General features: G+C 70.7%; 20 protein-coding genes and 1 riboswitch. Of the genes, 7 read left to right on the plus strand and 13 right to left on the minus strand.

From position 1 onward, the window contains the following. Nucleotides 1-105: 105 nt before the first annotated feature. The 6 genes from ACEJ41_RS10500 to ACEJ41_RS10525 all read right to left on the minus strand — a co-directional run bounded on the left by ACEJ41_RS10500 (nucleotide 106) and on the right by ACEJ41_RS10525 (nucleotide 3,479). Complete coding sequence (locus tag ACEJ41_RS10500; protein WP_374012223.1) at nucleotides 106-357, minus strand: hypothetical protein; 252 nt, start codon at nucleotides 355-357, stop codon at nucleotides 106-108. Between the two features lie 45 nt (nucleotides 358-402). Then, entirely contained in the window at nucleotides 403-981 is a 579-nt protein-coding gene (locus tag ACEJ41_RS10505) for a hypothetical protein (RefSeq protein WP_374012224.1), read from the minus strand. A 59-nt stretch (nucleotides 982-1,040) separates the two neighbouring features. Continuing rightward, nucleotides 1,041-1,514, minus strand: a complete 474-nt coding sequence (locus ACEJ41_RS10510) for a hypothetical protein (RefSeq protein WP_374012225.1) — start codon at nucleotides 1,512-1,514, stop codon at nucleotides 1,041-1,043. A gap of 107 nt (nucleotides 1,515-1,621) precedes the next feature. After that, nucleotides 1,622-2,350 (minus strand): HAD family hydrolase, encoded by a 729-nt coding sequence (locus ACEJ41_RS10515; RefSeq protein ID WP_374012226.1) that lies wholly within the window; start codon nucleotides 2,348-2,350, stop codon nucleotides 1,622-1,624. 164 nt (nucleotides 2,351-2,514) lie between these two features. Continuing rightward, complete coding sequence (locus ACEJ41_RS10520; protein WP_374012227.1) at nucleotides 2,515-2,874, minus strand: EF-hand domain-containing protein; 360 nt, start codon at nucleotides 2,872-2,874, stop codon at nucleotides 2,515-2,517. 212 nt (nucleotides 2,875-3,086) lie between these two features. Then, nucleotides 3,087-3,479 (minus strand): hypothetical protein, encoded by a 393-nt coding sequence (locus ACEJ41_RS10525; RefSeq protein ID WP_374012228.1) that lies wholly within the window; start codon nucleotides 3,477-3,479, stop codon nucleotides 3,087-3,089. Nucleotides 3,480-3,745: 266 nt separating this feature from the next. Here ACEJ41_RS10525 and ACEJ41_RS10530 point away from each other — a divergent pair, with 266 nt between their 5' ends. Continuing rightward, nucleotides 3,746-5,116 carry an SH3 domain-containing protein gene (locus ACEJ41_RS10530; RefSeq protein ID WP_374012229.1) on the plus strand — a complete coding sequence of 457 codons (1,371 nt, stop codon included), beginning with the start codon at nucleotides 3,746-3,748 and terminating at the stop codon, nucleotides 5,114-5,116. Nucleotides 5,117-5,151: 35 nt separating this feature from the next. Here the strand turns inward: ACEJ41_RS10530 and ACEJ41_RS10535 are convergent, their stop codons facing one another. Genes ACEJ41_RS10535 through ACEJ41_RS10545 form a run of 3 tightly spaced genes read right to left on the minus strand, consistent with a single transcriptional unit; the run spans nucleotide 5,152 to nucleotide 8,545 of the window. Next, nucleotides 5,152-6,237 (minus strand): homoserine dehydrogenase, encoded by a 1,086-nt coding sequence (locus ACEJ41_RS10535; protein ID WP_374014121.1) that lies wholly within the window; start codon nucleotides 6,235-6,237, stop codon nucleotides 5,152-5,154. 8 nt (nucleotides 6,238-6,245) lie between these two features. Further along, nucleotides 6,246-7,457 (minus strand): O-succinylhomoserine (thiol)-lyase, encoded by a 1,212-nt coding sequence (locus ACEJ41_RS10540; protein ID WP_374012230.1) that lies wholly within the window; start codon nucleotides 7,455-7,457, stop codon nucleotides 6,246-6,248. Then, nucleotides 7,454-8,545, minus strand: a complete 1,092-nt coding sequence (locus ACEJ41_RS10545) for a homoserine O-succinyltransferase (RefSeq protein ID WP_374012231.1) — start codon at nucleotides 8,543-8,545, stop codon at nucleotides 7,454-7,456. The genes ACEJ41_RS10540 and ACEJ41_RS10545 overlap by 4 nt, the downstream gene beginning before the upstream one ends. A gap of 10 nt (nucleotides 8,546-8,555) precedes the next feature. Then, a riboswitch (SAM riboswitch) is annotated at nucleotides 8,556-8,674 on the minus strand. Nucleotides 8,675-8,939: 265 nt separating this feature from the next. On the opposite strand from ACEJ41_RS10545, the gene ACEJ41_RS10550 reads away from it, so the two are divergent. The 4 genes from ACEJ41_RS10550 to ACEJ41_RS10565 all read left to right on the plus strand — a co-directional run bounded on the left by ACEJ41_RS10550 (nucleotide 8,940) and on the right by ACEJ41_RS10565 (nucleotide 14,372). Continuing rightward, complete coding sequence (locus ACEJ41_RS10550) at nucleotides 8,940-9,884, plus strand: peptidoglycan DD-metalloendopeptidase family protein (protein WP_374012232.1); 945 nt, start codon at nucleotides 8,940-8,942, stop codon at nucleotides 9,882-9,884. 68 nt (nucleotides 9,885-9,952) lie between these two features. Further along, nucleotides 9,953-11,557: a peptide chain release factor 3 gene (locus ACEJ41_RS10555; protein ID WP_374012233.1), complete on the plus strand. Its 1,605-nt coding sequence runs from the start codon at nucleotides 9,953-9,955 to the stop codon at nucleotides 11,555-11,557. Nucleotides 11,558-11,625: 68 nt separating this feature from the next. Then, the gene (locus ACEJ41_RS10560) at nucleotides 11,626-12,303 is read left to right on the plus strand and encodes a hemolysin III family protein (RefSeq protein WP_374012234.1); all 678 of its coding nucleotides are present in this window, start codon (nucleotides 11,626-11,628) and stop codon (nucleotides 12,301-12,303) included. Between the two features lie 83 nt (nucleotides 12,304-12,386). Further along, nucleotides 12,387-14,372 carry an AsmA family protein gene (locus tag ACEJ41_RS10565; protein WP_374012235.1) on the plus strand — a complete coding sequence of 662 codons (1,986 nt, stop codon included), beginning with the start codon at nucleotides 12,387-12,389 and terminating at the stop codon, nucleotides 14,370-14,372. A 183-nt stretch (nucleotides 14,373-14,555) separates the two neighbouring features. Here ACEJ41_RS10565 and ACEJ41_RS10570 read toward each other — a convergent pair whose 3' ends face one another. From ACEJ41_RS10570 to mtgA, 3 genes are read right to left on the minus strand one after another with little or no spacing between them, the layout of a single operon-like run. Continuing rightward, nucleotides 14,556-14,984 carry a CBS domain-containing protein gene (locus ACEJ41_RS10570; protein ID WP_374012236.1) on the minus strand — a complete coding sequence of 143 codons (429 nt, stop codon included), beginning with the start codon at nucleotides 14,982-14,984 and terminating at the stop codon, nucleotides 14,556-14,558. Continuing rightward, nucleotides 14,944-15,987 carry a glycosyltransferase family 2 protein gene (locus tag ACEJ41_RS10575; RefSeq protein ID WP_374012237.1) on the minus strand — a complete coding sequence of 348 codons (1,044 nt, stop codon included), beginning with the start codon at nucleotides 15,985-15,987 and terminating at the stop codon, nucleotides 14,944-14,946. Before ACEJ41_RS10575 ends, ACEJ41_RS10570 begins: the two co-directional genes overlap by 41 nt. Before the next feature lie 26 nt (nucleotides 15,988-16,013). Continuing rightward, nucleotides 16,014-16,748, minus strand: a complete 735-nt coding sequence (gene mtgA, locus ACEJ41_RS10580) for a monofunctional biosynthetic peptidoglycan transglycosylase (protein ID WP_374012238.1) — start codon at nucleotides 16,746-16,748, stop codon at nucleotides 16,014-16,016. 145 nt (nucleotides 16,749-16,893) lie between these two features. Here mtgA and ACEJ41_RS10585 point away from each other — a divergent pair, with 145 nt between their 5' ends. Together ACEJ41_RS10585 and ACEJ41_RS10590 are read left to right on the plus strand one after the other, a co-directional pair. After that, nucleotides 16,894-17,829 (plus strand): Hsp33 family molecular chaperone HslO, encoded by a 936-nt coding sequence (locus tag ACEJ41_RS10585; protein ID WP_374012239.1) that lies wholly within the window; start codon nucleotides 16,894-16,896, stop codon nucleotides 17,827-17,829. Nucleotides 17,830-18,003: 174 nt separating this feature from the next. Continuing rightward, nucleotides 18,004-18,843, plus strand: a complete 840-nt coding sequence (locus tag ACEJ41_RS10590; protein ID WP_374014122.1) for a hypothetical protein — start codon at nucleotides 18,004-18,006, stop codon at nucleotides 18,841-18,843. Between the two features lie 342 nt (nucleotides 18,844-19,185). Here ACEJ41_RS10590 and ACEJ41_RS10595 read toward each other — a convergent pair whose 3' ends face one another. After that, nucleotides 19,186-20,424 (minus strand): ABC transporter permease, encoded by a 1,239-nt coding sequence (locus ACEJ41_RS10595; protein WP_374012240.1) that lies wholly within the window; start codon nucleotides 20,422-20,424, stop codon nucleotides 19,186-19,188. Nucleotides 20,425-20,467 lie beyond the last annotated feature (43 nt).

Below are 20,467 nucleotides of genomic sequence, written 5' to 3' on the forward strand. Positions count from 1 at the left end.
CTGAGATGGCCGACCGCCCGCTCCGCCTTGGGCTGACCCGAACCGCACTCCTCTGGAGCGCTGGAACCAGATGGCCGGGCATGCCTGGCCACGGGCGCGCGCCGCTCAGTAATGCAGCTGAAGCTCGGTGATGGCGTGGCGATGGGTGTCGTAGAGGCCCTGGAACTCCTCTTCGGACAGTTCGTCAGGCGCGTACACCGCCACCGGCGGCCAGTCGCGGCCGTCCTGGTGCAGGGGGGTGCGCGGGCCGGCACGCAGGGAGACGCTGCGTCCGTTCCAGTCGGTCACCACCGGCGCATCGACCCATTGCGCGCGCTCCCAGTGCGCCGCGTCGTAGAGCAGGATGATCGTGTTCATCGGGGTTCCTCTCGGTTGCTGAAATTCCGCTGCCGCTGCGCGCCCTCAGCGCGCGGGCTGTGCATCCGCCGCCTGCGCGTGTGACTCACGGGCGCGCAAGGCGCGCGCCAGTGCCGCGTCCGGCTGCAGCGGACGCGCCCACCGGCGGTAGCTGTCGGCCAGGGCAAGGCGCACCTGCGCAAGCTCGCGCGGGCCGGCATCGATGTCTTCAAGTACCTGTGACCACGGCGCCAGGGTGCCGGCACGCGCACGTGCGCGCACCACGCTGCGACAGGTCGCATCGATGGCACGTGCAAGGAAACAGGCGAACCAGGCATCGCCTGCGGCCCAGCCTGGCTGGGCCAGCAGGCCACGCAGGTAGTCGCGCGGGATGGCGGCGTAGCGTTCCAGTTCGGAGGCGAAGGCGGCCGGATAACGCGCCTGGTACGCATCGATATCGGCAAGGCGCGTATCCAGCCACTCGTCGCCGGTGCCATGGCCGGCATCGAGTGCCGACGTGGCGTCGGATGCGACTGCGTCTGACTGGGTCGCGGCGTGCAGCCCTGGCACCGCAAGCGGCATCGCCCCGAGGATCAACCCCAGGGCGATGCGCGTGACCGGATGCTGCTTTGGCGTGCGGCGCATGCCGCCATTCTGCCGCAGACAGCGGGCGCTGTCAGGGCAGCACTGCGGATGCGATGGTGTCAGCGCCCGCCACGCCCGTATCCGTGCCCGTGTCCGCGACGGTTGTCATGGCGGCCATGGCCGTAGCCGTTGCCGTGACGACCGCGCTGCTGGTGCCCGTAGTTGTAGCTGGCGCGGTGGTGCGGCGCCGGCTTGTGATGATGGCGCGGCGGGGCGCCGTAGTACGCACGCGGCGGCGGCGCCACGACGTGGTAACGCGGCGGCGCGTGCACCACCACCGGGCGCGAGACATGGCGGTAGTAGACCGGGCGCTGCCAGCGGTCGTACTCGACCACCACCGGATGATAGTGGCCATGCTCGTAGTAGTACGGATTGCCGCTGCGGAAGATCAGGTCGGCCAGGTCGACCAGCACGCGCACCTGTACGTCGGCGGCCTGGGCACGCATGGGCATAAGCGATGCGACACCCAGCGACAACAGCATGGCGCAGATCCAGACCGGATGCAGGCGGCGGACAATCGGCTTGGTGTTCATGGCGGCACTCTCCGTCGGGTGTGCTGTGAAGGTGCGTTGATCGGGGTGAACCGGACTTTAACCCGGCCATTTGAAAACGTTACCGCCTGCGCAGGCGGCAGAAGCGTTCAGCAGGCGTTGGCCGGCGCGGCAGCGATACGCTCCAGCGCATCGGGCAGTTGCGCGGCCGCTGGCACCGACAGCACGCGCGGATGGGCCTCGGCCAGCCCGTGCTCCGCCTCGTGCGCCCAGGTCAGCGGATAGGGCACGTGCACGCCCCAGCCGCCCAGGCGCACCACCGGCTCGATGTCCGAGCGCAGCGAATTGCCGATCATCACGAATCCGGCCGCATCGACCTCGAACTCGGCCAGTACCCGCGCATAGGTGGGTGGATCCTTTTCCGACACGATCTCGATCCGCGGGAACAGGTCGCCCAGGCCCGAGCGCGCGATCTTGTCTTCCTGATGGAACAGGTCGCCCTTGGTGATCAGCACCACCGGCCAGCGCGCGGCGATGGCGGACACGGCCTGGCGGATACCGTCGATCAGCTCCACCGGGTGCTGCAGGGTGGCACGGCCGATCTCCACCACCTGCTGCAGGTCGCGCGCGGCGATGCGGCCCCCGGTCAGCTCGATCGCCGCCTCGATCATCGACAGGGTCATGCCCTTGGCGCCGTAGCCGAACACGCGCAGGTTGCGGCGCTCCACCTCCAGCAGGTGGCGCAGGGTGCCGGCATCGTGCAGGTCGATGTAACGGCCGATGATCTGCTCGTACTGCTTCTCGGCCGCGCGGTAGTAGTCCTCGCTGCGCCACAGGGTGTCGTCGCCGTCGAAGCCGACAAGCTGGATGTCCGGCATGGAGGACGCTCGCTGCAAGGGAGCCGGCAGGATAGCAGCGGCCTGCACCATCGATCGAAGGCGAGCGGCCACCGATCCGGGCGATGTACCGGCCGCGCGCGCAGGCGAATCGCCGCCCGCGCGCACGGGCGGCGATGCACGATTCCCGGATGATTCTTGGCGGGTTATTCCTGCGCCGGGTCGTTTCGCTGGGCCTGGAGGTAGTCGCGGTATTCCTCGCCGCTCAGGTCGCCATCGGCGTTGGCATCGGCTGCGGAGAACACATGGGCCATGCCGGCATGGCGCTGCGCCTCCTGGCGGTTGAGGCTGCCGTTGCCGTCGGTATCCAGCTCGGCCCAGCTCAGGCCCTCGCCGGTGGCGGAGGAGTGCGCCGGTTGCTGCTCGACCGCGCCGGTGGCCGGCGTCTGGCTGCCCTGTGCGTAGGGATGCTGCTGTTCTTCGGGTGTGGTCTGGGCCATGGCCAACGGCGCAACCGCTGCCAGGCCCAGGATGAGCGTGCCGGTAAACAGACGTGGGTGATTCATTGGAGGCTCCTGCTCGGATGGATGTGGGTTGCGTGGACGCGCTTGGCCATCCACGCCCCCACAACCTGCCCGGCTGCGCATGAATCCTGTTTGGGCGACGATCGCCGCTTCCACGCGGCGTTAACCACAGCGCGCCCGGATGCGGTTACCGCAGCGGTTAGCGCGGCATGAGTACCGGGTTAACCCGTGGTTCAACGCCTGGGCAACAGGGGCTACGCGCCGCCCTCGGTGTCACCCTGGGCGCCCGGCGCACCATGCCGGGCGCTGAACAGCCACCAGCCCAGCACGACGCCGGCCAGCGCACCCACCATTTCCAGCAGCACCCGCAAGCCGAGGTTGTCCGGGTCGTGGATGCCGGCCAGGGCCAGGCGCGCGTACAGCGGCGACTCCAGTTTCACCATGCCCAGGTAGAACAGGTTCCAGGCATCGATGCCCGCGCCGATCGCGACCGCGATCGCGGCACTCCAGCCCAGCGCGTAGCCGATGGTCAGCCCCGCGCGGCGGCATACCCAGGACCATGCGGCATATACGGCCAGGCCGATCAGCAGGGCGATCAGCCCGGCCTCCAGGGCACCGAGCATTCCGAAGTGCAGCGGCAGGTTCATGGCAACACGGGTCGTGGCAGGCCCCACATTCTAGACGCTGCAGCACCCGGACCTGCCCACGCTGCTGCACCGCACGTCCGGCAATGATGCACATGGCACACGAAAACGCGCTGCACCAGCGTCTGCACCGAGGCGCCCCGCTACACTGCGCGCGCATGCCGCACCACATCACACCAATGCGCTCACCGGTTGTCTCCCGCACCCGGCCCCGCTGCCCGCGCACCGCGCGCCGCAACGGCCGCTGCCTGCCTGTCGCGCTGGTGGCGATGGCACTGGCACTGGCCTGGCTACCGGGTGCCGCCATCGCCCGCGACGCGCTGGTACCAGGGGCCATGGCCGGGCTGCAGCCGGACGCCATGTCGGCGGCACACTGGATCGACGCGCTGGCCGCGCCGGACCAGGTGCTGCTGGACCACGCCGGGATCCAGGCACGCAACGCGCGCTTGCGCGCACTGGACCCGTCCATCCACGACCTGGCAACCCTGCCCCACCCGCTGCCGCGCGCCTGGGTGCGCGAACGCATCATTGCCCGCTCAAGCCTGCCCGCCGGCATGCTGTACGACGCACGCGGGGATGCGCTGACCGCGCGTGCGCGACGGGCGCTGCAACAGGCCCTGGCGCTGGACGCGATCCCGCTGCAGCAGCCGGCGCGCCATGGCCTGGTGGTGCGCCGCGCCGACTTGCGGACCTTCCCCACCGCCGCGCCCGCGCACTCCAGTCCGCACCAGCGCGACATCGACCGCTTCCAGGAATCGGCGCTGTTCCCGGGCGATGCGGTGGCGGTCCTGCACCGCAGCCGCGACGGTGAGTGGCTGTTCGTGGCCAGCGAGCGCTACCTGGCCTGGATCGCGGCTGATGCGGTGGCCCTGGGGCAACGCGACGTCGTGCTCGGCCATGCGCAGCGCACGCCACACCTGGTGGCCACCGGTGCCAGCGTGCGCAGCGCGGTTGCACCGGGCGAGCCGCAGGTCTCGGCGCTGCCGCTGGACATGGGCGTGCGCCTGCCACTGCGCGTGGACTGGCCGCCGGAGCAGCCGGTCAACGGCCAGTTGCCGCTGGCCGCACACGTGGTGGACCTGCCCACGCGCGACGTCCATGGCCGATTGGCAATAGCGCCGGCCCTGATCCCGCGCGCGGCCGACGTCACCGCCGGCTACCTGCCGCTGACGCCGGCCAACCTGCTGACCCAGGCATTCAAGTTCCTGGGCGAACGCTATGGCTGGGGCCATGCGCACGGCACCCGCGATTGCAGCGGCTTCGTGTCCGAGGTCTATCGCAGCTTCGGCGTACTGTTGCCGCGCAACACCGGCGACCAGGCAGCCAGCCCGGCGCCGGAGCGCATCGCATTCGGCCCGGAAGATGGCCATGCCGCGCGCTTGGCCGCGGTACGCGCGCTGCAGCCGGGCGACCTGGTCTACATCCCCGGCCACGTGATGATGGCCGTTGGCCATCGCGATGGCGTGGCCCATGTCATCCACGACATCCATGACGGCCGCTGGCGCCAGGACGACGGGCGCATGGCCGGCGGCCGGCTCAATGGCGTGGTGGTGACGCCACTGGAGTCGATGCTGGCCAGCGATGGCCGTTCCTACATCGAACACATGGTGGCCATCCAGCGGGTCGGCGCCACGCGCTGAGCGGGTGCGGCGCAGCTGCGCGGCAACGCGCCGCGTCAGCCGGCGCCGATCCGCAACACGTCGTCCAGCAAGGCCGCCGCGGTGACCTGGGCGCCCGCGCCCGGGCCCTGGATCAGCAGCGGACGGGCGGTGTAGCGGTCACTGCTGATCGCCACGCGATTGTCGGTGCCACTGCCGGCGCACAGCGGGTGGTCGGCCGGCAGCACCTGCACGCGCACCTGTGCGCCCTGCGCATCGAAGCGCCCGACAAAGCGCAGGTGGCCGCCGCGCGCGCGCGCATCCTGCAGGCGTGCATCCAGCGGCGCATCCAGCAGCGCCAGGGCCTGGCGCACCGATGCCGCATCCGCGGCGGCCAGTGCCCCGGGCACCAGCGATTCCACCTGCACCTGGCGGATCTCCAACGGCAACCCGGCCGCACGCGCAAGCACCAGCAGCTTTCGGCGCACGTCCTCGCCGGACAGGTCCACGCGCGGGTCGGGTTCGGTGTAGCCGGCGTCGGCCGCTTGCGCCACCAGCGCAGAGAACGGCTGTCGTCCGTCGAAATGGTGGAACAGCCAGGCCATCGACCCGGACAGCACGCCCTCCACTGCATGGATGCGGTCGCCACCGGCCACCAGCGCGCGCAGGCTGCGCAGCACCGGCAGCCCGGCACCAACGGTGGCAGCGTCGCCATAGCGTGCACCGGAGGCCGCCTGCGCCTCGCTGATGGCCTGCGAGCGCGCCAGCAGGCCGCCGTGGCCCAGCTTGTTGGCGGTGACCACGTTGACGCCGCGCGCCAGCCATTCCGGGTGCCAGTTGGCGACCAGGTCGCTGGCGGTGGCATCGACCACGATGTCGCCTTCGCGCAGGGCCTCGGCCTCGGCCCATCCCTGCAGCGCCGTGGCCCGTGCAGGCGCGGCCACCGCCTGCGCCAGCGCGGCCTCCAGTGCGGCGCCGGTGCCCAGCACGGTGCGCGAGTTGGCCAGCCAGGCGAACCGCGGCAGGCGCTGGTTGCGCTCCTGCAGCATGCGATAGCGGCTGACGAATGCGGCACCGACCGTTCCGGTGCCCAGCAATGCCAGGCGCGGTTGCGAGGCCGCCGCGCCCTTGCGCGCAGCGGACGCCCGCGGCTGCAGGCCCAGCGCCGCGTTCACGCCTCCACCGGCGCACGGCCGGCACCGGCGAGCGTGCGCTCGGCGGCGCCCAGCGCGGCGGTGAGATCCTCCAGCAGGTCGGCACCGGCCTCGATGCCGATGGACAGGCGCAGCAGGCCATCGGAAATGCCGGCCTGGGCGCGCGCCTGCGGGCTCATCGCCGCATGGGTCATCGTTGCCGGGTGTGCGACCAGGCTCTCCACCCCGCCCAGCGACTCGGCCAGGGTGAACCAGCGCAGCGCATCGACGAACGCGCGCACCGCCTCGACCCCGCCCTTCAACTCGAAACTGAGCATGGCGCCGAAACCGGATTGCTGGCGCGCGGCCAGCGCGTGCCCCGGGTGCGTGGCCAGGCCCGGATAGTGGACCTTCTCCACCACCGGGTGCCCGTCCAGCAGCGCGACCACGGCCTGCGCGTTCTCCTGGTGCACGCGCATGCGCGCATCCAGCGTGCGCAGCCCGCGCAGGGTGAGGAAACTGTCGAACGGCGAGCCGGTCAGGCCCAGCGCGTTGGCCCACCACACCAGCTGCTGGTGCAGCTCGGCATCGCGCGCCACCACCGCGCCACCGACCACGTCGCTGTGGCCGTTGATGTACTTGGTGGTGGAATGGATCACCAGGTCCGCGCCCAGCGCCATCGGCTTCTGCAGCGCCGGCGAAAGGAAGGTGTTGTCCGCCGCCACCAGCGCGCCAGCCTCGTGCGCCGCATCGATCACCGCACGCAGGTCGGTGATGCGCAGCAGCGGATTGGACGGGGTTTCCACCAGCACCAGCCTGGTCGGGCGGGACAGGGCCTCGGCCAGCGCGCTCGGATCGGTGAGGTCGGCGGTGACCAGTTCGAAATGGCCCTTGGCCGCCAGCGCATTGAACAGGCGCCAGCTGCCGCCATAGGCATCGTGCGGCACCACCAGGCGCTCGCCCGGTTGCAGCAGTGCATTGAGCACCAGGTTGATCGCAGCCATGCCGGTGCTGGTGACCACGCCGCCGGCGCCGCCCTCCAGGTCGGCCAGGGCCTGGCCCAGCAGGTCGCGGGTGGGGTTGCCGCTGCGGGTGTAGTCGTACTGGCGCTTGTTGCCGAAGCCGTCGAAGCTGAAGTTGCTCGACAGCACGATCGGCGGCGTCACTGCGCCATGCGCGGTATCGCTGTCGATGCCGGCGCGCACCGCGATGGTGGCCGGGCGGCGGGCGGAAGAAGGGTCGTGGCTCATTCGGGGGCTCCGGGGCCGCGCAGGACGGCGGCAAGAATCAGGTCGATGCGGTCGGTTTCTTTGAGGAAGGCGTCGTGGCCGTAGGGCGAGCGCAACACTCGCAACTGGCCGCGCCCGGCCAGGCCCTCGACCAGGGACACCGAGTCGGACAGCGGCACCAGGCGATCGCCCTCCACCGCGACCACGGTCACCGGCACCTGGATGCCGGCCGGGTCCAGGCGGTGCAGGTCGATGGACTCGGACAGGCGCAGGAAGGCGTTGACCGGTGTGCGCGCCACGTAGCGCGAGCCGGCCACGTCCAGGTAGTCCTCGGCGGCGCAGCGCACCCGGCCGTTGACGATCTGCGCGGCAACGTCGAAACGCTCGCCGAATTCCTCCGGCGTGCGGTAGCTGAGCATGGCGAACTGGCGCGCCAGGGCCAGGCCTTGCGCATCGGCGCACTGCAACTGGCCCAGCGCCACCGCGCGGCGCTGCAGTGCGCGCCAGGCCGATGCATAGGGGTGGGGGCGATGCACGCCGCTGACCGCCACCAGCCGCTGCAGCCGCTGCGGGTGGCGCAGCGCCATTTGCAGCCCGACCATCGCGCCGTAGGAATAGCCGACGAACGCCTGCATCCGGGCGATATCCAGCGCATCCAGCAGCGCGGCCACCGCATCGGCCTGGTCGGAGGTGTCGATCGGCACGTCCAGGCCGCCGTCGGCACCGACATAGTCGAACGCCAGCACCCGACATCGCGCCGGATCCAGCGTGCGCCCGGGCGCGACCAGTGCATTGGCCCAGCCCGGCTCGGGGAAGGCCTCGCTGGCGGCGACGTGACGGTGCGCGGAAATGCCGCCGGCCACCAGCACCACCGGCGCATCGGCCACGCCCTGCAGCTCGTAATGCAGGGTGACGGTGCGGGCCCCTGCGTGGCGCATGGACAGCTCCACCGTGACCTGGCCGCGACGCGCAGGCGGCACCGCGCCGGGCGACGGCGTGGTGATGGCGGCGATGGCGGGGTCGTGCTGCACGGCGGCGTGGGTACTCGAGCGGCGGGTCGGGTTGCAACCGCCATCGAGCCTGTAGGAGCCCGTGTTCGTCGCGCGCATTGCGCGGTACGAACCATCTTCCGGAGCGCGCGTGGCGCTCCGCAGGATTTGGCACCTACGCGTGCGCTTGCGCGCTCACGGGCTGCCCCGGCATCAAAGGGCCTGTCCCTCCGCCGGTCTCGATGGCGGCCACAGACTGCCAGTGGCCCGTCGCGCTGTCAATCGCTCCATCCGGATGCAGCGATGAAATCCCGCCCTTCCCGCAACGGCCGGTGGCTGGGGATAATCGCCGGATGTCGATGCCCCGCTTCCGCCCCCTCCTGCCCGCTGGCACCCCCCGTGCGGACGGCCACGCCGCTGTGTGCGCCGGCCGGCCAGGCCGCGCATGCGCACTGCCCGCCGCCGCCCTGCCCGCAGTCGCGCTCGCGCCGCCGCGCCCGGCCGATTGCACACGATGAACGCATCCCGCTCCCGCCCGGCCGGCTTGCTGCTGGCCGGCCTGGCCATGCTGCTGCCGCAACACCCGGCCGATGCCGCCCGCCTGTGGCACTGGCGCGATGCCGAAGGGGTGGCCCACTACGGCGATCGCCCGCCACCGGACGCCGTGGCCGAGGACGCGCAGACCCAGAGCTTCCGCCGTGAACCGAGCGCGCCGGTGTCGCTGCGCATGGTCAGCCGCGGCCACTATTACGAGGCCTGGGCCGACAACCGCCTGCCCGGCCCGGCCCAGGTGCAACTGCGCCTGCGCCATGGCGACAACATCTCCGTGGCCCCTGCGCTGCCCGCGCGCACCACCGTGCCCGCCGATGGCCACGGCCTGGTGGCTCGCATCTACCCGACCGATCCACGCCTGAGCAGCGGCTTCGACCTGGTCCTGGACTACCTGCCCGGCGACCCGCAGGCGCGGCCGCTGGACTTCGAATACCGCCTGCCCTTCGACTACGCGCACGTGCGGGTGGACCAGGGCTTCGGCGGCAGCTTCAGCCACAACGACGCGCAGAACCGCTACGCGATCGACTTCGCCGTGCCCGAAGGCACGCCGGTGCTGGCCGCGCGCGAGGGCGTGGTGCTGCAGGTGGAGTCGGACTTCGCCCGCGCCGGCCTCAACCGCGAGCGCTACGGCGGACGCGCCAACTACGTGCGCATCCTGCATCCGGACGGCAGCATGGCCCTGTATGCCCACCTCCAGCCGGAAGGCGTGCTGGTGCGGCCGGGCCAGCGCGTGCGCCAAGGCCAGCGCATCGCCCTGTCCGGCAACACCGGCTTCAGCACCGCCCCGCACCTGCACTTCGTGGTCCAGGTCAACCGCGGCATGCACCTGGAGGCGATCCCGATCCGGGTGTTCGGCGCGCTGGGTGAACTGAAGTTCGCGCGCGAGGCATCCAGCCCCGCGCACTGAGGCTTGGGCAAGCCCCGTATAATTGCCGGCTACCCATCTTCATGTGCGCCGTCCCGGCGCCCGCCCCCATGCCCGAAGTCTCCACCGAAGCCGCGCGCCGGCGCACCTTCGCGATCATCTCGCACCCCGATGCGGGCAAGACCACGCTGACCGAGAAGCTGCTGCTGTTCGGCGGGGCGATCCAGATGGCCGGCTCGGTCAAGTCGCGCAAGACCGCGCGCCACGCCACCTCGGACTGGATGAAGCTGGAGCAGGAGCGCGGGATCTCGGTCACCTCCTCGGTGATGCAGTTCCCCTACGAGGGCCACATCGTCAACCTGCTCGACACCCCCGGCCACGCGGACTTCGGCGAGGACACCTACCGCGTGCTCACCGCGGTGGACAGCGCGCTGATGGTGATCGACGTGGCCAAGGGCGTGGAGGAGCGCACCATCAAGCTGATGGAGGTATGCCGGCTGCGCGACACGCCGATCATGACCTTCATCAACAAGCTCGACCGCGAGGGCAAGGACCCGGTCGACCTGCTGGACGAGATCGAGACCGTGCTGGGCATCCGCTGCGCGCCGGTGACCTGGCCCATCGGCATGGGCCAGCGCCTGAAGGGCGTGGTCCACCTGATCAGCGGCGAGGTCCACCTGTACGAGCCGGGGCGCAACTTCACCCGCCAGGATTCGACCATCTTCCCGTCGCTGGACGCGCCAGGCGTGGCCGAGCGGGTGGGTGCCGACACCCTGGCCCAGCTGCGCGAGGAGCTGGAACTGGTGCAGGGCGCGGCCGATACCTTCGACCAGGGCAAGTACCTGCGCGGCGAACAGAGCCCGGTGTTCTTCGGCTCGGGCGTGAACAACTTCGGCGTGCAGCCATTGCTGGATTTCTTCGTCGAGCACGCGCCGCCGCCGCAGCCACGCGCCACCACCGGGCGCGAGGTCGCGCCGCAGGAACCCAGGCTGACCGGCTTCGTGTTCAAGATCCAGGCCAACATGGACCCGCAGCATCGCGACCGGGTGGCGTTCATGCGGGTGTGCTCGGGCCGCTTCAGCGCCGGCATGAAGGTGCTACACGTGCGCAGCGGCAAGGACATGAAGCTGGCCAACGCGCTGACCTTCATGGCCAGCGACCGCGAGATCGCCGCCGAGGCCTGGCCGGGCGACGTGATCGGCATCCACAACCACGGCACGGTGGCCATCGGCGACACCTTCACCGAAGGCGAGGCGCTCAGCTTCACCGGCATTCCCAACTTCGCCCCGGAGCTGTTCCGGCGCGCGCGCCTGCGCGATCCACTCAAGCTCAAGCAGTTGCAGAAGGGCCTGGCCCAGTTGTCCGAGGAAGGCGCGACCCAGTTCTTCCGCCCGCTGATGAGCAACGACCTGATCCTGGGCGCGGTGGGCGTGCTGCAGTTCGAGGTGGTCGCCTACCGGCTCAAGGCCGAGTACGGCGTGGATGCCAGCTTCGAGCAGATCGGCGTGGCCACCGCGCGCTGGATCCGCTGCGGCGACGAGAGGAAGCTCGAGGAGTTCCGCGACAAGAACGCCAACAACCTGGCCATCGATGCGGCCGGCGAACTGGTCTACCTGGCGCCGACCCGGGTGAACCTGCAACTGGCCCAGGAGCGCGCGCCGGAGGTGGAATTCCTGGCCACCCGGGAAACGGCGCACACCGTGGCCACGGCCTGATCCGGCGCCTGAACCACGTCGCCGGGCATGCCCCACCGGCCCGCGTCCATGCGGTAACGTACCGCGCCATGACCGACTCCAGCCGTCTGCGGATCCTGCGCGCGCGCAAGCGCGCCGACCACCTGGTGGATATCCGCGATGAAATCGCCAGCGCCCTGACCCATGGCCTGGGCGCGATGGCCGCACTGGCGGCCGGCGCGGTGCTGATCACCCTGGCCGCCATCTATGGCGATGCCTGGCAGCTGGCCGGGGCGATCGTGTTCGGGGTGGCGCTGCTGCTGCTGTACGTCGCCTCCACCCTCTACCACGCGATCCAGCACCCGGTGGCCAAGGGCCGGCTGAAGGTGTTCGACCACTGCGCCATCTACCTGCTGATCGCCGGCACCTACACCCCCTTTACCCTGATCGGCCTGCGCGGGCCGTGGGGCTGGGGCCTGTTTGCCGCGATCTGGACCCTGGCCCTGGCCGGGGTGGTGTTCAAGCTGTTCTACACCGGCCGCTTCAAGCGCCTGTCCACCGCCATCTACATCGCCATGGGCTGGCTGGTGGTGGTAGCGATGGAGCCGCTGGTGGAGTCGCTGGAGGGCTGGACCCTGGCCTGGCTGCTGGCCGGTGGCGTGTCCTACACCCTGGGCACGTACTTCTACCACCGTGAATCGATCCGCTATTCGCACGCGATCTGGCACATGTTCGTGATCGGCGGCAGCGTGTGCCACTTCGTGGCGGTGACCCAGCAGGTGTTGTGACCACCGCGGCGCGCACGCGCCGTCGATGAACGCCCGCCGCCGGCGTTCGCATCCTGTCCACGCCTGCTGCCGATACTGGCGGCATGGAACCCCGCCTGCCCGCGACCGGCCGCATGCGGCGCCTGCGCCAATGGCGTCCCGCGCGACGCACCGGCATCGTGCTGGGCGTGATGGCCGCGGCCTTGCTGTTGCTGCTCCTGCTGTGGGACTGGAACTGGTTCAAGCCGCCGCTGGAACGCGCGGTGGGCAACGCGACCGGACGCGAGTTCCGGATCGACGGCGACCTGGACGTGGACCTGGGCCGCACCATCACCGTCTCGGCCGATCGCCTGCGCCTGGCAAATGCGCCGTGGTCGGAGCAGGAGCGCATGGGCAGCGCCGAGCGGGTGGAGATCGACATCGCGCCGTGGCCGCTGCTGGCACTGCGCCTGCGCATGAAGGAGGTGCGCGCGGTCCGCCCGGACATCTGGCTGGAGACAGCGCCGCAAGGCAGCGGTGGCAACTGGACCTTCGACAAGCGCGACGCCGCCCAGGACAGCGGCCAGCCGCGCTGGCGCCTGGACCGGCTGTGGATCGAGGACGGCCGCCTGCGCTTCACCGATGCAGCCGACAGCACCGACATCGACATCCGCCTGGCCAGCATCGCTGCCGACACGAAGGCACGACCGGGGGCCGAGGCACCGGTGGCGGTGGAAGGCAGCGGCCACTGGCGCGGCGTGACCTTCCGCCTGGAAGGCCAGGCCGCCTCGCCACTGGACCTGGCCGACACCGACACGCCCTACCGCATCGACCTGGATGCGCGCGCCGGGGCAACCCGCGCCAGTGCCACCGGCACCCTCACCAACCCGTTCCGCTTCCAGACCTTCGACCTGCGGATGCAGCTGTCCGGGCAGGACCTGGAGCACCTGTATCCACTGCTTGGCCTGGCCCTGCCGCCGTCGCCGCCGTACCGCCTGGACGGGCGCCTGCTGCGCAATGGCGACCTGTGGCACTACGAGGGCTTCGAGGGCAAGGTGGGTGACAGCGACCTGGGCGGCGACGTCAAGGTGGACGTGACCGGCACCCGGCCGGTGTTCACCGCGCGGCTGCTGTCCCAACGCCTGGACCTGGACGACCTGGCCGGCTTCCTCGGCGCGCCACCGTCCACCGGCCCGGACGAAACCGCCAACACCGCGCAGCAGGCGCAGGCCGAGCGCCTTGCGGCCAGCCCGCGCCTGCTGCCGGACACGCCCTACGACCTGGCCAAGCTCAATGCGATGGACGCCGACGTGCGTTGGCGCGCGCGCCGGATCCACGCCCCCGCCGTGCCGATGATCGAGGACATGGATGCGCACCTGCTGCTGGAATCCGGCCTCCTGCGCCTGGACCCGCTGAACTTCGGCGTGGCCGGTGGCGACGTGCGCGCAACCATCCGCATGAACGCGCGCAAGGCGCCAATCGATACCCGGGCCTCGATCGCCGTGCGCGGGGTCGAGCTTCCCAGGCTGTTCGCCAATGCCGAACTGGCGCAGGGCTCGGCCGGCCGCATCGGCGGCGACATCAAGGTGCGCGGCAGCGGCAACTCGATCGCGGCCATCTTCGGCAGCGCCGACGGCGACATCGCGCTGGGCATGGGCCGCGGCCGGGTCAGCAACCTGGTGATGGAACTGGCCGGGCTGGATGTGGCCGAGGCGCTCAAGTTCCTGCTCACCAAGGACCGGCAGGTGCCGATCCGCTGCGCCTTCGCCGATTTCGGGGTGGAGGACGGGGTGATGACCTCGCGCGCGCTGGCCTTCGACAGCACCGACACGATCATCGTCGGCGAGGGCACGGTGAACCTGGCGACCGAGCGCCTGGACCTGCTGCTCAAGCCGCGCCCCAAGGACCGCAGCATCCTCACCCTGCGCTCGCCGTTGCGGGTGGGCGGCACCTTCAAGGATCCGTCCTTCCGCCCGGACATGGGCGCGCTCGGCTTGCGCGGCGCGGTCGCCCTGGCGCTGGGCAGCATCGCGCCACCGGCAGCGCTGCTGGCCACCTTCGAAACCGGCCCCGGCGAGGACAGCGATTGCGGCGGGCAATACGCGCGCTGAGCAGGCGTTGCATCACCGCGTTGCAGGAGCCGGTCTTGCCGGCGACCGTAGAGACGGATGCCTCATCGGCTCCCGGTTTCACCAGACGCATCCGCCACGCGGGTGGGGCGGAGGAATCACCGGATCGCGGTTTCATGCAGATCCATCCGCCATGGCGGATGAACCTCACGAGGCGTGCGGCGCTCAGCCGGCGATGTAGCGTTGCAGCTGTTCCAGCTCGGCCTGCTGGTCGGCGATCACCGCCTTGACCAGATCGCCGATGGAGATCACCCCGACCACCCGCCCGTCCTCGATCACCGGCAGGTGGCGGATGCGGCGCTCGGTCATCACCTGCATGCAGCGCGGCACCGCGGTGTCGGGATCCACCGTGACCACCTGCGCGGACATGATCGCGCTGACCGGGGTATCGGCCGAGGAGCGCCCCTGCAACACGATCTTGCGGGCGTAGTCGCGTTCGGAAAGGATCCCCGCCAGTGCCGCGCCGTCGAGCACCAGCACCGCGCCGATCGACTTCTCGGCCATCAGCCGGATCGCATCGACCACCGGCGCCCCGGGCGCCACCGCAAAGACCTCAGCCGGCTTGTCCGCCAGCAGTTGACGTACCGTGCGCATGACCGCCTCCGTCGTCCGGGTGACGGCCACAGCATACCCCCGGGGGCGCCGGTTGCCACGTATCCACCAGGTACAGCGGACGCCGCTTGGCTTCCACGTACAGCCGCCCCAGGTATTCGCCGATCAGGCCCAGCGCAATCAGCTGCACGCCACCCAGGAACAGGATGACCACCATCATGGTCGGCCAACCCGCCACCCGGTCGCCCCACAGCAGGGTCTTGGCAACGACGCCCACACCGGCGGCCAGCGCCGCCAATGCGGTCAGCAGGCCCAGGTAGGTGGCCAGCCGCAGCGGCGCGGTGGAGAAACTGGTGATGCCTTCCAGGGCGAAATTCCACAGCCGCCACAGGCCGAACTTGCTGTGCCCGGCCAGGCGCGGCTGGCGACGATACGGCAGCGCCGCGCGGCGAAAGCCGACCCAGCCGAACAGCCCCTTCATGAACCGGTGCCGCTCGCGCAGTTCGCCCAGCGCGGCCAGGGCGCGCGCCGACAGCAGGCGGTAGTCGCCGGTGTCGGCCGGCACCGGAGTGCGCGACAGGCGCCCGATCACCCGATAGAACACCGCCGCCGCACCGCGCCGCACCCAGCCCTCGCCCTCGCGCGCGATGCGGGTGCCATAGACGTCGTCGTAGCCCTGCCGCCACAGCTCCACGAACTGGCCGATCAATTCCGGCGGGTCCTGCCCGTCGGCATCCAGGATCATCGCCGCACCGTGTTCCACCCGGTCCAGGCCGGCGGTCAGCGCGGCTTCCTTGCCGAAGTTGCGCGACAAGCGCAGCAGCGACACCTGCGGGTCGGATGCGGCGATGCCCTGCAGCACGTCCCAGGTGTCGTCCACGCTGCCGTCGTCCACGTACAGCACCCGCGTGCGCAGCCCGTCCAGCGCATCCAGCGCGGCGCGGATGCGCGGATGCAGCAGCGGCAGCGACTGCGCCTCGTCGTGCGCGGCCACCACCACGGTCAACGGCTCGTCGGCAGGGACGGAGGATGCAAGCGGGTCCATGCGCCGATGGTATGCGAGTACCGCGCTCAGTCCAGTCGGCGCAGGTAGTCCTGGCCGCCGAGCTGGCGCATCTGCCGCTGGATCCAGGTCGCGCGCCGCTGCACGTAAGGCCCGGGATGGCTGGCGCTGTAGCGCCGCGGCGCCGGCAGCACCGCGGCCAGGCGCGCACTCTCGGCCATCGACAGCTTGCCTGCATCCTTGCGCCAGTAGCTGCGCGCGGCCGCCTGCGCGCCGTAGATGCCATCGCCGAACTCGGCCACGTTCACATGCATCTCCAGGATCCGGCGCTTGGGCCACAGTGCCTCGATCAACACCGTGTACCAGGCCTCCAGGCCCTTGCGCAGCCAGCTGCGTCCGCGCCACAGGAACAGGTTCTTGGCCACCTGCTGGCTGATGGTGCTGGCCCCGCGCACGCGCTTGCCGCGCGCGTTGTTCGCCAGCGCCTTCTCGATCGCATCCAGGTCGAAGCCGCGGTGCGAGGCGAAGCGCTGGTCCTCGGCGGCGATCACCGCCAGTGGCAGGTGCGGGGAGATCGCCTCCAGGTCGCGCCACGCATAGGCAACCCTGAAATCCCATTGGCCCTGGCCCCAGGCTTCGGCCTGGCGCGCAAGCATGAACGCCGAGACAGGCGGGTCGACGAAGCGCAGCATCGCCACCTGGGACACGGTGACCACCACGAATGCCAGCGGCAGCATCGCCAGCCGTCGCAGCCAGCGGCGCCAGCGCGGCGCCGGAGCGGGCGCGGGAGTGTGGTTGTCCATGTCGATACAAGATCCCGGTATGGCCTGCAGGCTGCCGGCCATACCGGCCAGGCTGAGGTCCCGCGACGGCGCATCGTAACCTTGCGCCGGTAGAGCGCGGACATGCTCTATTGGAAAGCCGCCATCGCGCCCGCATCCTGTGTCCATGGATACCACTGCCAAGCCCTCATCCACCGCCTCCGGCGACGACCTGCGCGGCCGCTTCCTGCTGCCGCAGGCCGGCGTGCGCGGGGTTTACGTGCGCCTGCGCCGCAGCTGGGGCGAACTGCTCTCGCACGCCGACTACCCGCCCGCAGCGCGCACGCTGCTGGGCGAGGCGATGGCCGCCGCCGCGCTGTTCACCGGCCACGTCAAGGTCGACGGGCGCCTGTCGATCCAGGTGCGCGCCGGCGGCCCGTTGCGCACCCTGTTTGCCGAATGCACCGCCGCCGGCAGCGTGCGCGGCATCGTGCGCCTGGATGAAGGCGCCGATGCCCCGCGCGCGCCCGCCGACCTGGGCGAGGACGCGCTGCTGGCCGTCACCATCGAGAACCCGGGCCTGGACCCGCGTGAGCCGCAGCGCTACCAGAGCCTGGTGGCGCTGGACGCGGCGCACACCCTGGCCGGCGCATTCGAGGATTACTTCCGCCAGTCCGAGCAGTTGCCCACCCGCCTGTGCCTGGCCGCCGACGGCCAGGCGGTGGCCGGGCTGATGCTGCAGAAGCTGCCCGGCGAGCAGGGCGGGCAGGCCGACGCGGACGGATGGGACCGCGCCAGTGCGCTGTTCGACACCCTGGGCGAGGCGGAACTGCTGGCCACCGCGCCGACCTTGCTGGTCCACCGCCTGTTCCACCAGGAGGCGCCCGCCCTGCTGGAAGAGCGGGCACTGGCGTTCGGCTGCTCCTGCTCGGAGGAGCGGGTGGCCGGCATGCTGCGCGGCCTGGGCCAGGAAGAAGCACACGGGGCCGCCCGCGACAGCGGCGGGACCCTGGAGGTACGCTGCGAGTTCTGCGGCCACCTGTACCTGTACCCGCAGGAGCGGATCACCGAGCTGTTCGCGCAGCCCCAAGCCAATGCACCGGCGCCGGAACGCCTGCAGTAGCAAGGCTCCCGGGGCGACCCGGGGCCGCGCGGCCGGGGCCTGCACCCGGCAACTTGTTAATCAATTGTGAATCGCCTAGCATGGATTTCCCATGCCCGCGGAACTGTCCCGCGGATGTCCGGGTCTGATCGAGTCGCCATGTCCTTGCCACGCCTGCCACTGCTGGCTCTCCTGCTGACCGCGCTTGTCGCGGCCACGGGCGCGCATGCGCAGACCAGGCCGGCCGGCGCGCAAGGCCAGACCATGCTGCCGGTATGGAACAAGGGCAGTGGCAAGGTCGAGGCCCTGCTGCTGCTTGAACCAGCCGACAAGGCCGGCAAGAACCGCTGGAATTTCGGCAACCAGTCGCTCGATGCCGCGGTCGGGCTGGACGTCGGCGATTCGCTGGGCCTGCTGTGCAGCAGCACCAGCGGCGCGAACATCGGCAACCTCGCCAGCCGCTGCCTGCTGGCCAGCCTGGGCGACGATGCATATCGCGGCAGCCGGCGCCTGGCCGGCTCGGCGTCCATCGGCAACCAGAACAACCGCTTCGGCTTCGCTGCCGGCACCGCGCGCGAGAACGTCCTGCCGTCATGGCTGGAAGCCGACCGCGGCTCGGCCCTGGCCGGCGGCGGCCAGATCGAGCAGCACGACCTGCAGGTGTTCGGGCAGAAGGCCCTGGGCAGCGAGGCCTACGTCTCCATTGCAGGCACCTACGCGCGCGCGCGGCTGATCCCGCTGGCCGACGCCGGCCCCGGCCTGGCCGAACGCTGGGACAGCAAGAGCCTGAGCGTGGGCGGCGGCTACGGCCCGTTCAGCGCCAACATCGTCGGCCGGGTGGTCGACATGCGCGGCCAGCCCGGCAACAAGTGGGAAGGCCTGGGCCTGGGCCTGACCTGGCGTACCCCGTGGAGCGGCCAGCTCACCGTGGGTGCCGAGAACGTCATCACCCGCGGCCGCAACCCGTTCGCACCCTCCAACGGCGAGGCCGACCAGGGCACCGTGCCCTACGTCCGCTACGAACAGGGCCTCTGAGCCCCCCGCTGCCCGGTCGCGCCAGGCACTGATCCACCTCCGCTTTTTCTCTTGCAGCCTGTACCTGGCGCCTCCAGCCGGGACGGTCGTGGCCGGGCAACGGCTTCCCAGGCGATGCCGACGCCCGCGAAGGACGCCGCGTCCCGGGGCATGGACCAAGTGGCACATGGATGTGCCACGGCCCCGAGTAAAGACAGGATGTCGTCCCGAGGGGTGGGCCATGCCCCGGGGCGCGGCGGCCCCGTCCGAAGCGCGCACACCCCTGCGTCTTGCCACATGCGGTGAGCGGACTTTATGCATGCACGCTGCGAGCCAGCGTCCGACCACGCCCACGCGCGCTGCCTACTGCCGCAGTGCCTCGATCGGATCCAGTTGCGACGCCTTGCGCGCCGGGTAGTAACCGAAGAACAGGCCCGTGGCGATGGAGAATGCCGCCGCCAACCCCACCACGCGCCCGTTGAGTGCCACCGGCAGATCGCTCACCTGCCCCACCAGCAGCGCCCCGACCACGCCGATGGCGATGCCGATGACCCCGCCGATCAACGAGATCAGCATGGCCTCGGCCAGGAACTGCCGGCGCACATCCGTCGGCCCGGCTCCGACCGCCAGGCGCAACCCGATTTCCTTGATCCGCTCGGTCACCGACACCAGCATGATGTTCATGATGCCGATGCCGCCGATCACCAGGCAGATGGTGGCCACCGCTCCCAGCAGCTTGGACATCAGGTTGGTGGTGGCGGTGCGGGTGGCGACGATCTCGCTGATGTTGCGCACCCGGAAGTCATCCTCGTCGCCGGGACCGATGCGGTGGCGCTGGCGCAGCAGCGACTCCACCTCGCCCTGCACATAGTCCAGGTTGCGCGCGTCGGTCACGGTCAGCGCGATCTGCATCACCGCACCGGCCGGCATGCCCATCGCACCCATCAGGCGCCGGCGCGCCGTCTCCAGCGGCACCATCACCACATCGTCCTGGTCCTGGCCGAAGCCACCCTGTCCCTTCGGCGCCAGGGTGCCGGCCACGGTGAACGGCACCCGGCCCAGGCGCACCGTCTGGCCGATGCCGCTGTCCTCGCCGAACAGGGTCCTGCGCACCGTCTCGCCCAGGATCACCACCTTGCCGGCGCCGGTGTAGTCCTGCGGGTCGAAGCCGTCGCCATCGGCCAGGGTCCAGCCGTTGATGACGAAATAATCGGGCTGCACGCCCTGCCAGCTGGTCGAAAGGTTGTTCTCGGCGAACACCGCCTGGGTGTTGCCGCGCAGCGAGCCGGCCACGTACTGCACTTCGGGGATCTCGTCGCGGATGGACTGGGCATCGCCCACGGTGAGGGTGTAGAAGCTGCTGGCGCTCTGGCGCGCGCCGCCGGGTCCGCGCCCGGCACCAGGGCTGATGTCCAGGCGCTGCGAGCCCAGGCCGGACACCAGCTTGTCGATCTCCTGCTGGGTGCCCTGCCCCACCGAGACCATGACGATGACCGCGGCGATGCCGATGATCACCCCCAGCGATGTCAGCGCGCTGCGCATCCAGTTGCCACGCAGGGCGAAGATCGCGGTGCGCACGATGTCGGAAAAGGTCATGGACATGGGCGGGTCCCGGGTCGAAGGCTGGCAGCAGCCGGAAGCCACG

The sequence above is a fragment of the Pseudoxanthomonas koreensis genome, assembly GCF_041890415.1.
Taxonomy (GTDB): Bacteria; Pseudomonadota; Gammaproteobacteria; order Xanthomonadales; family Xanthomonadaceae; genus Pseudoxanthomonas; species Pseudoxanthomonas koreensis_A.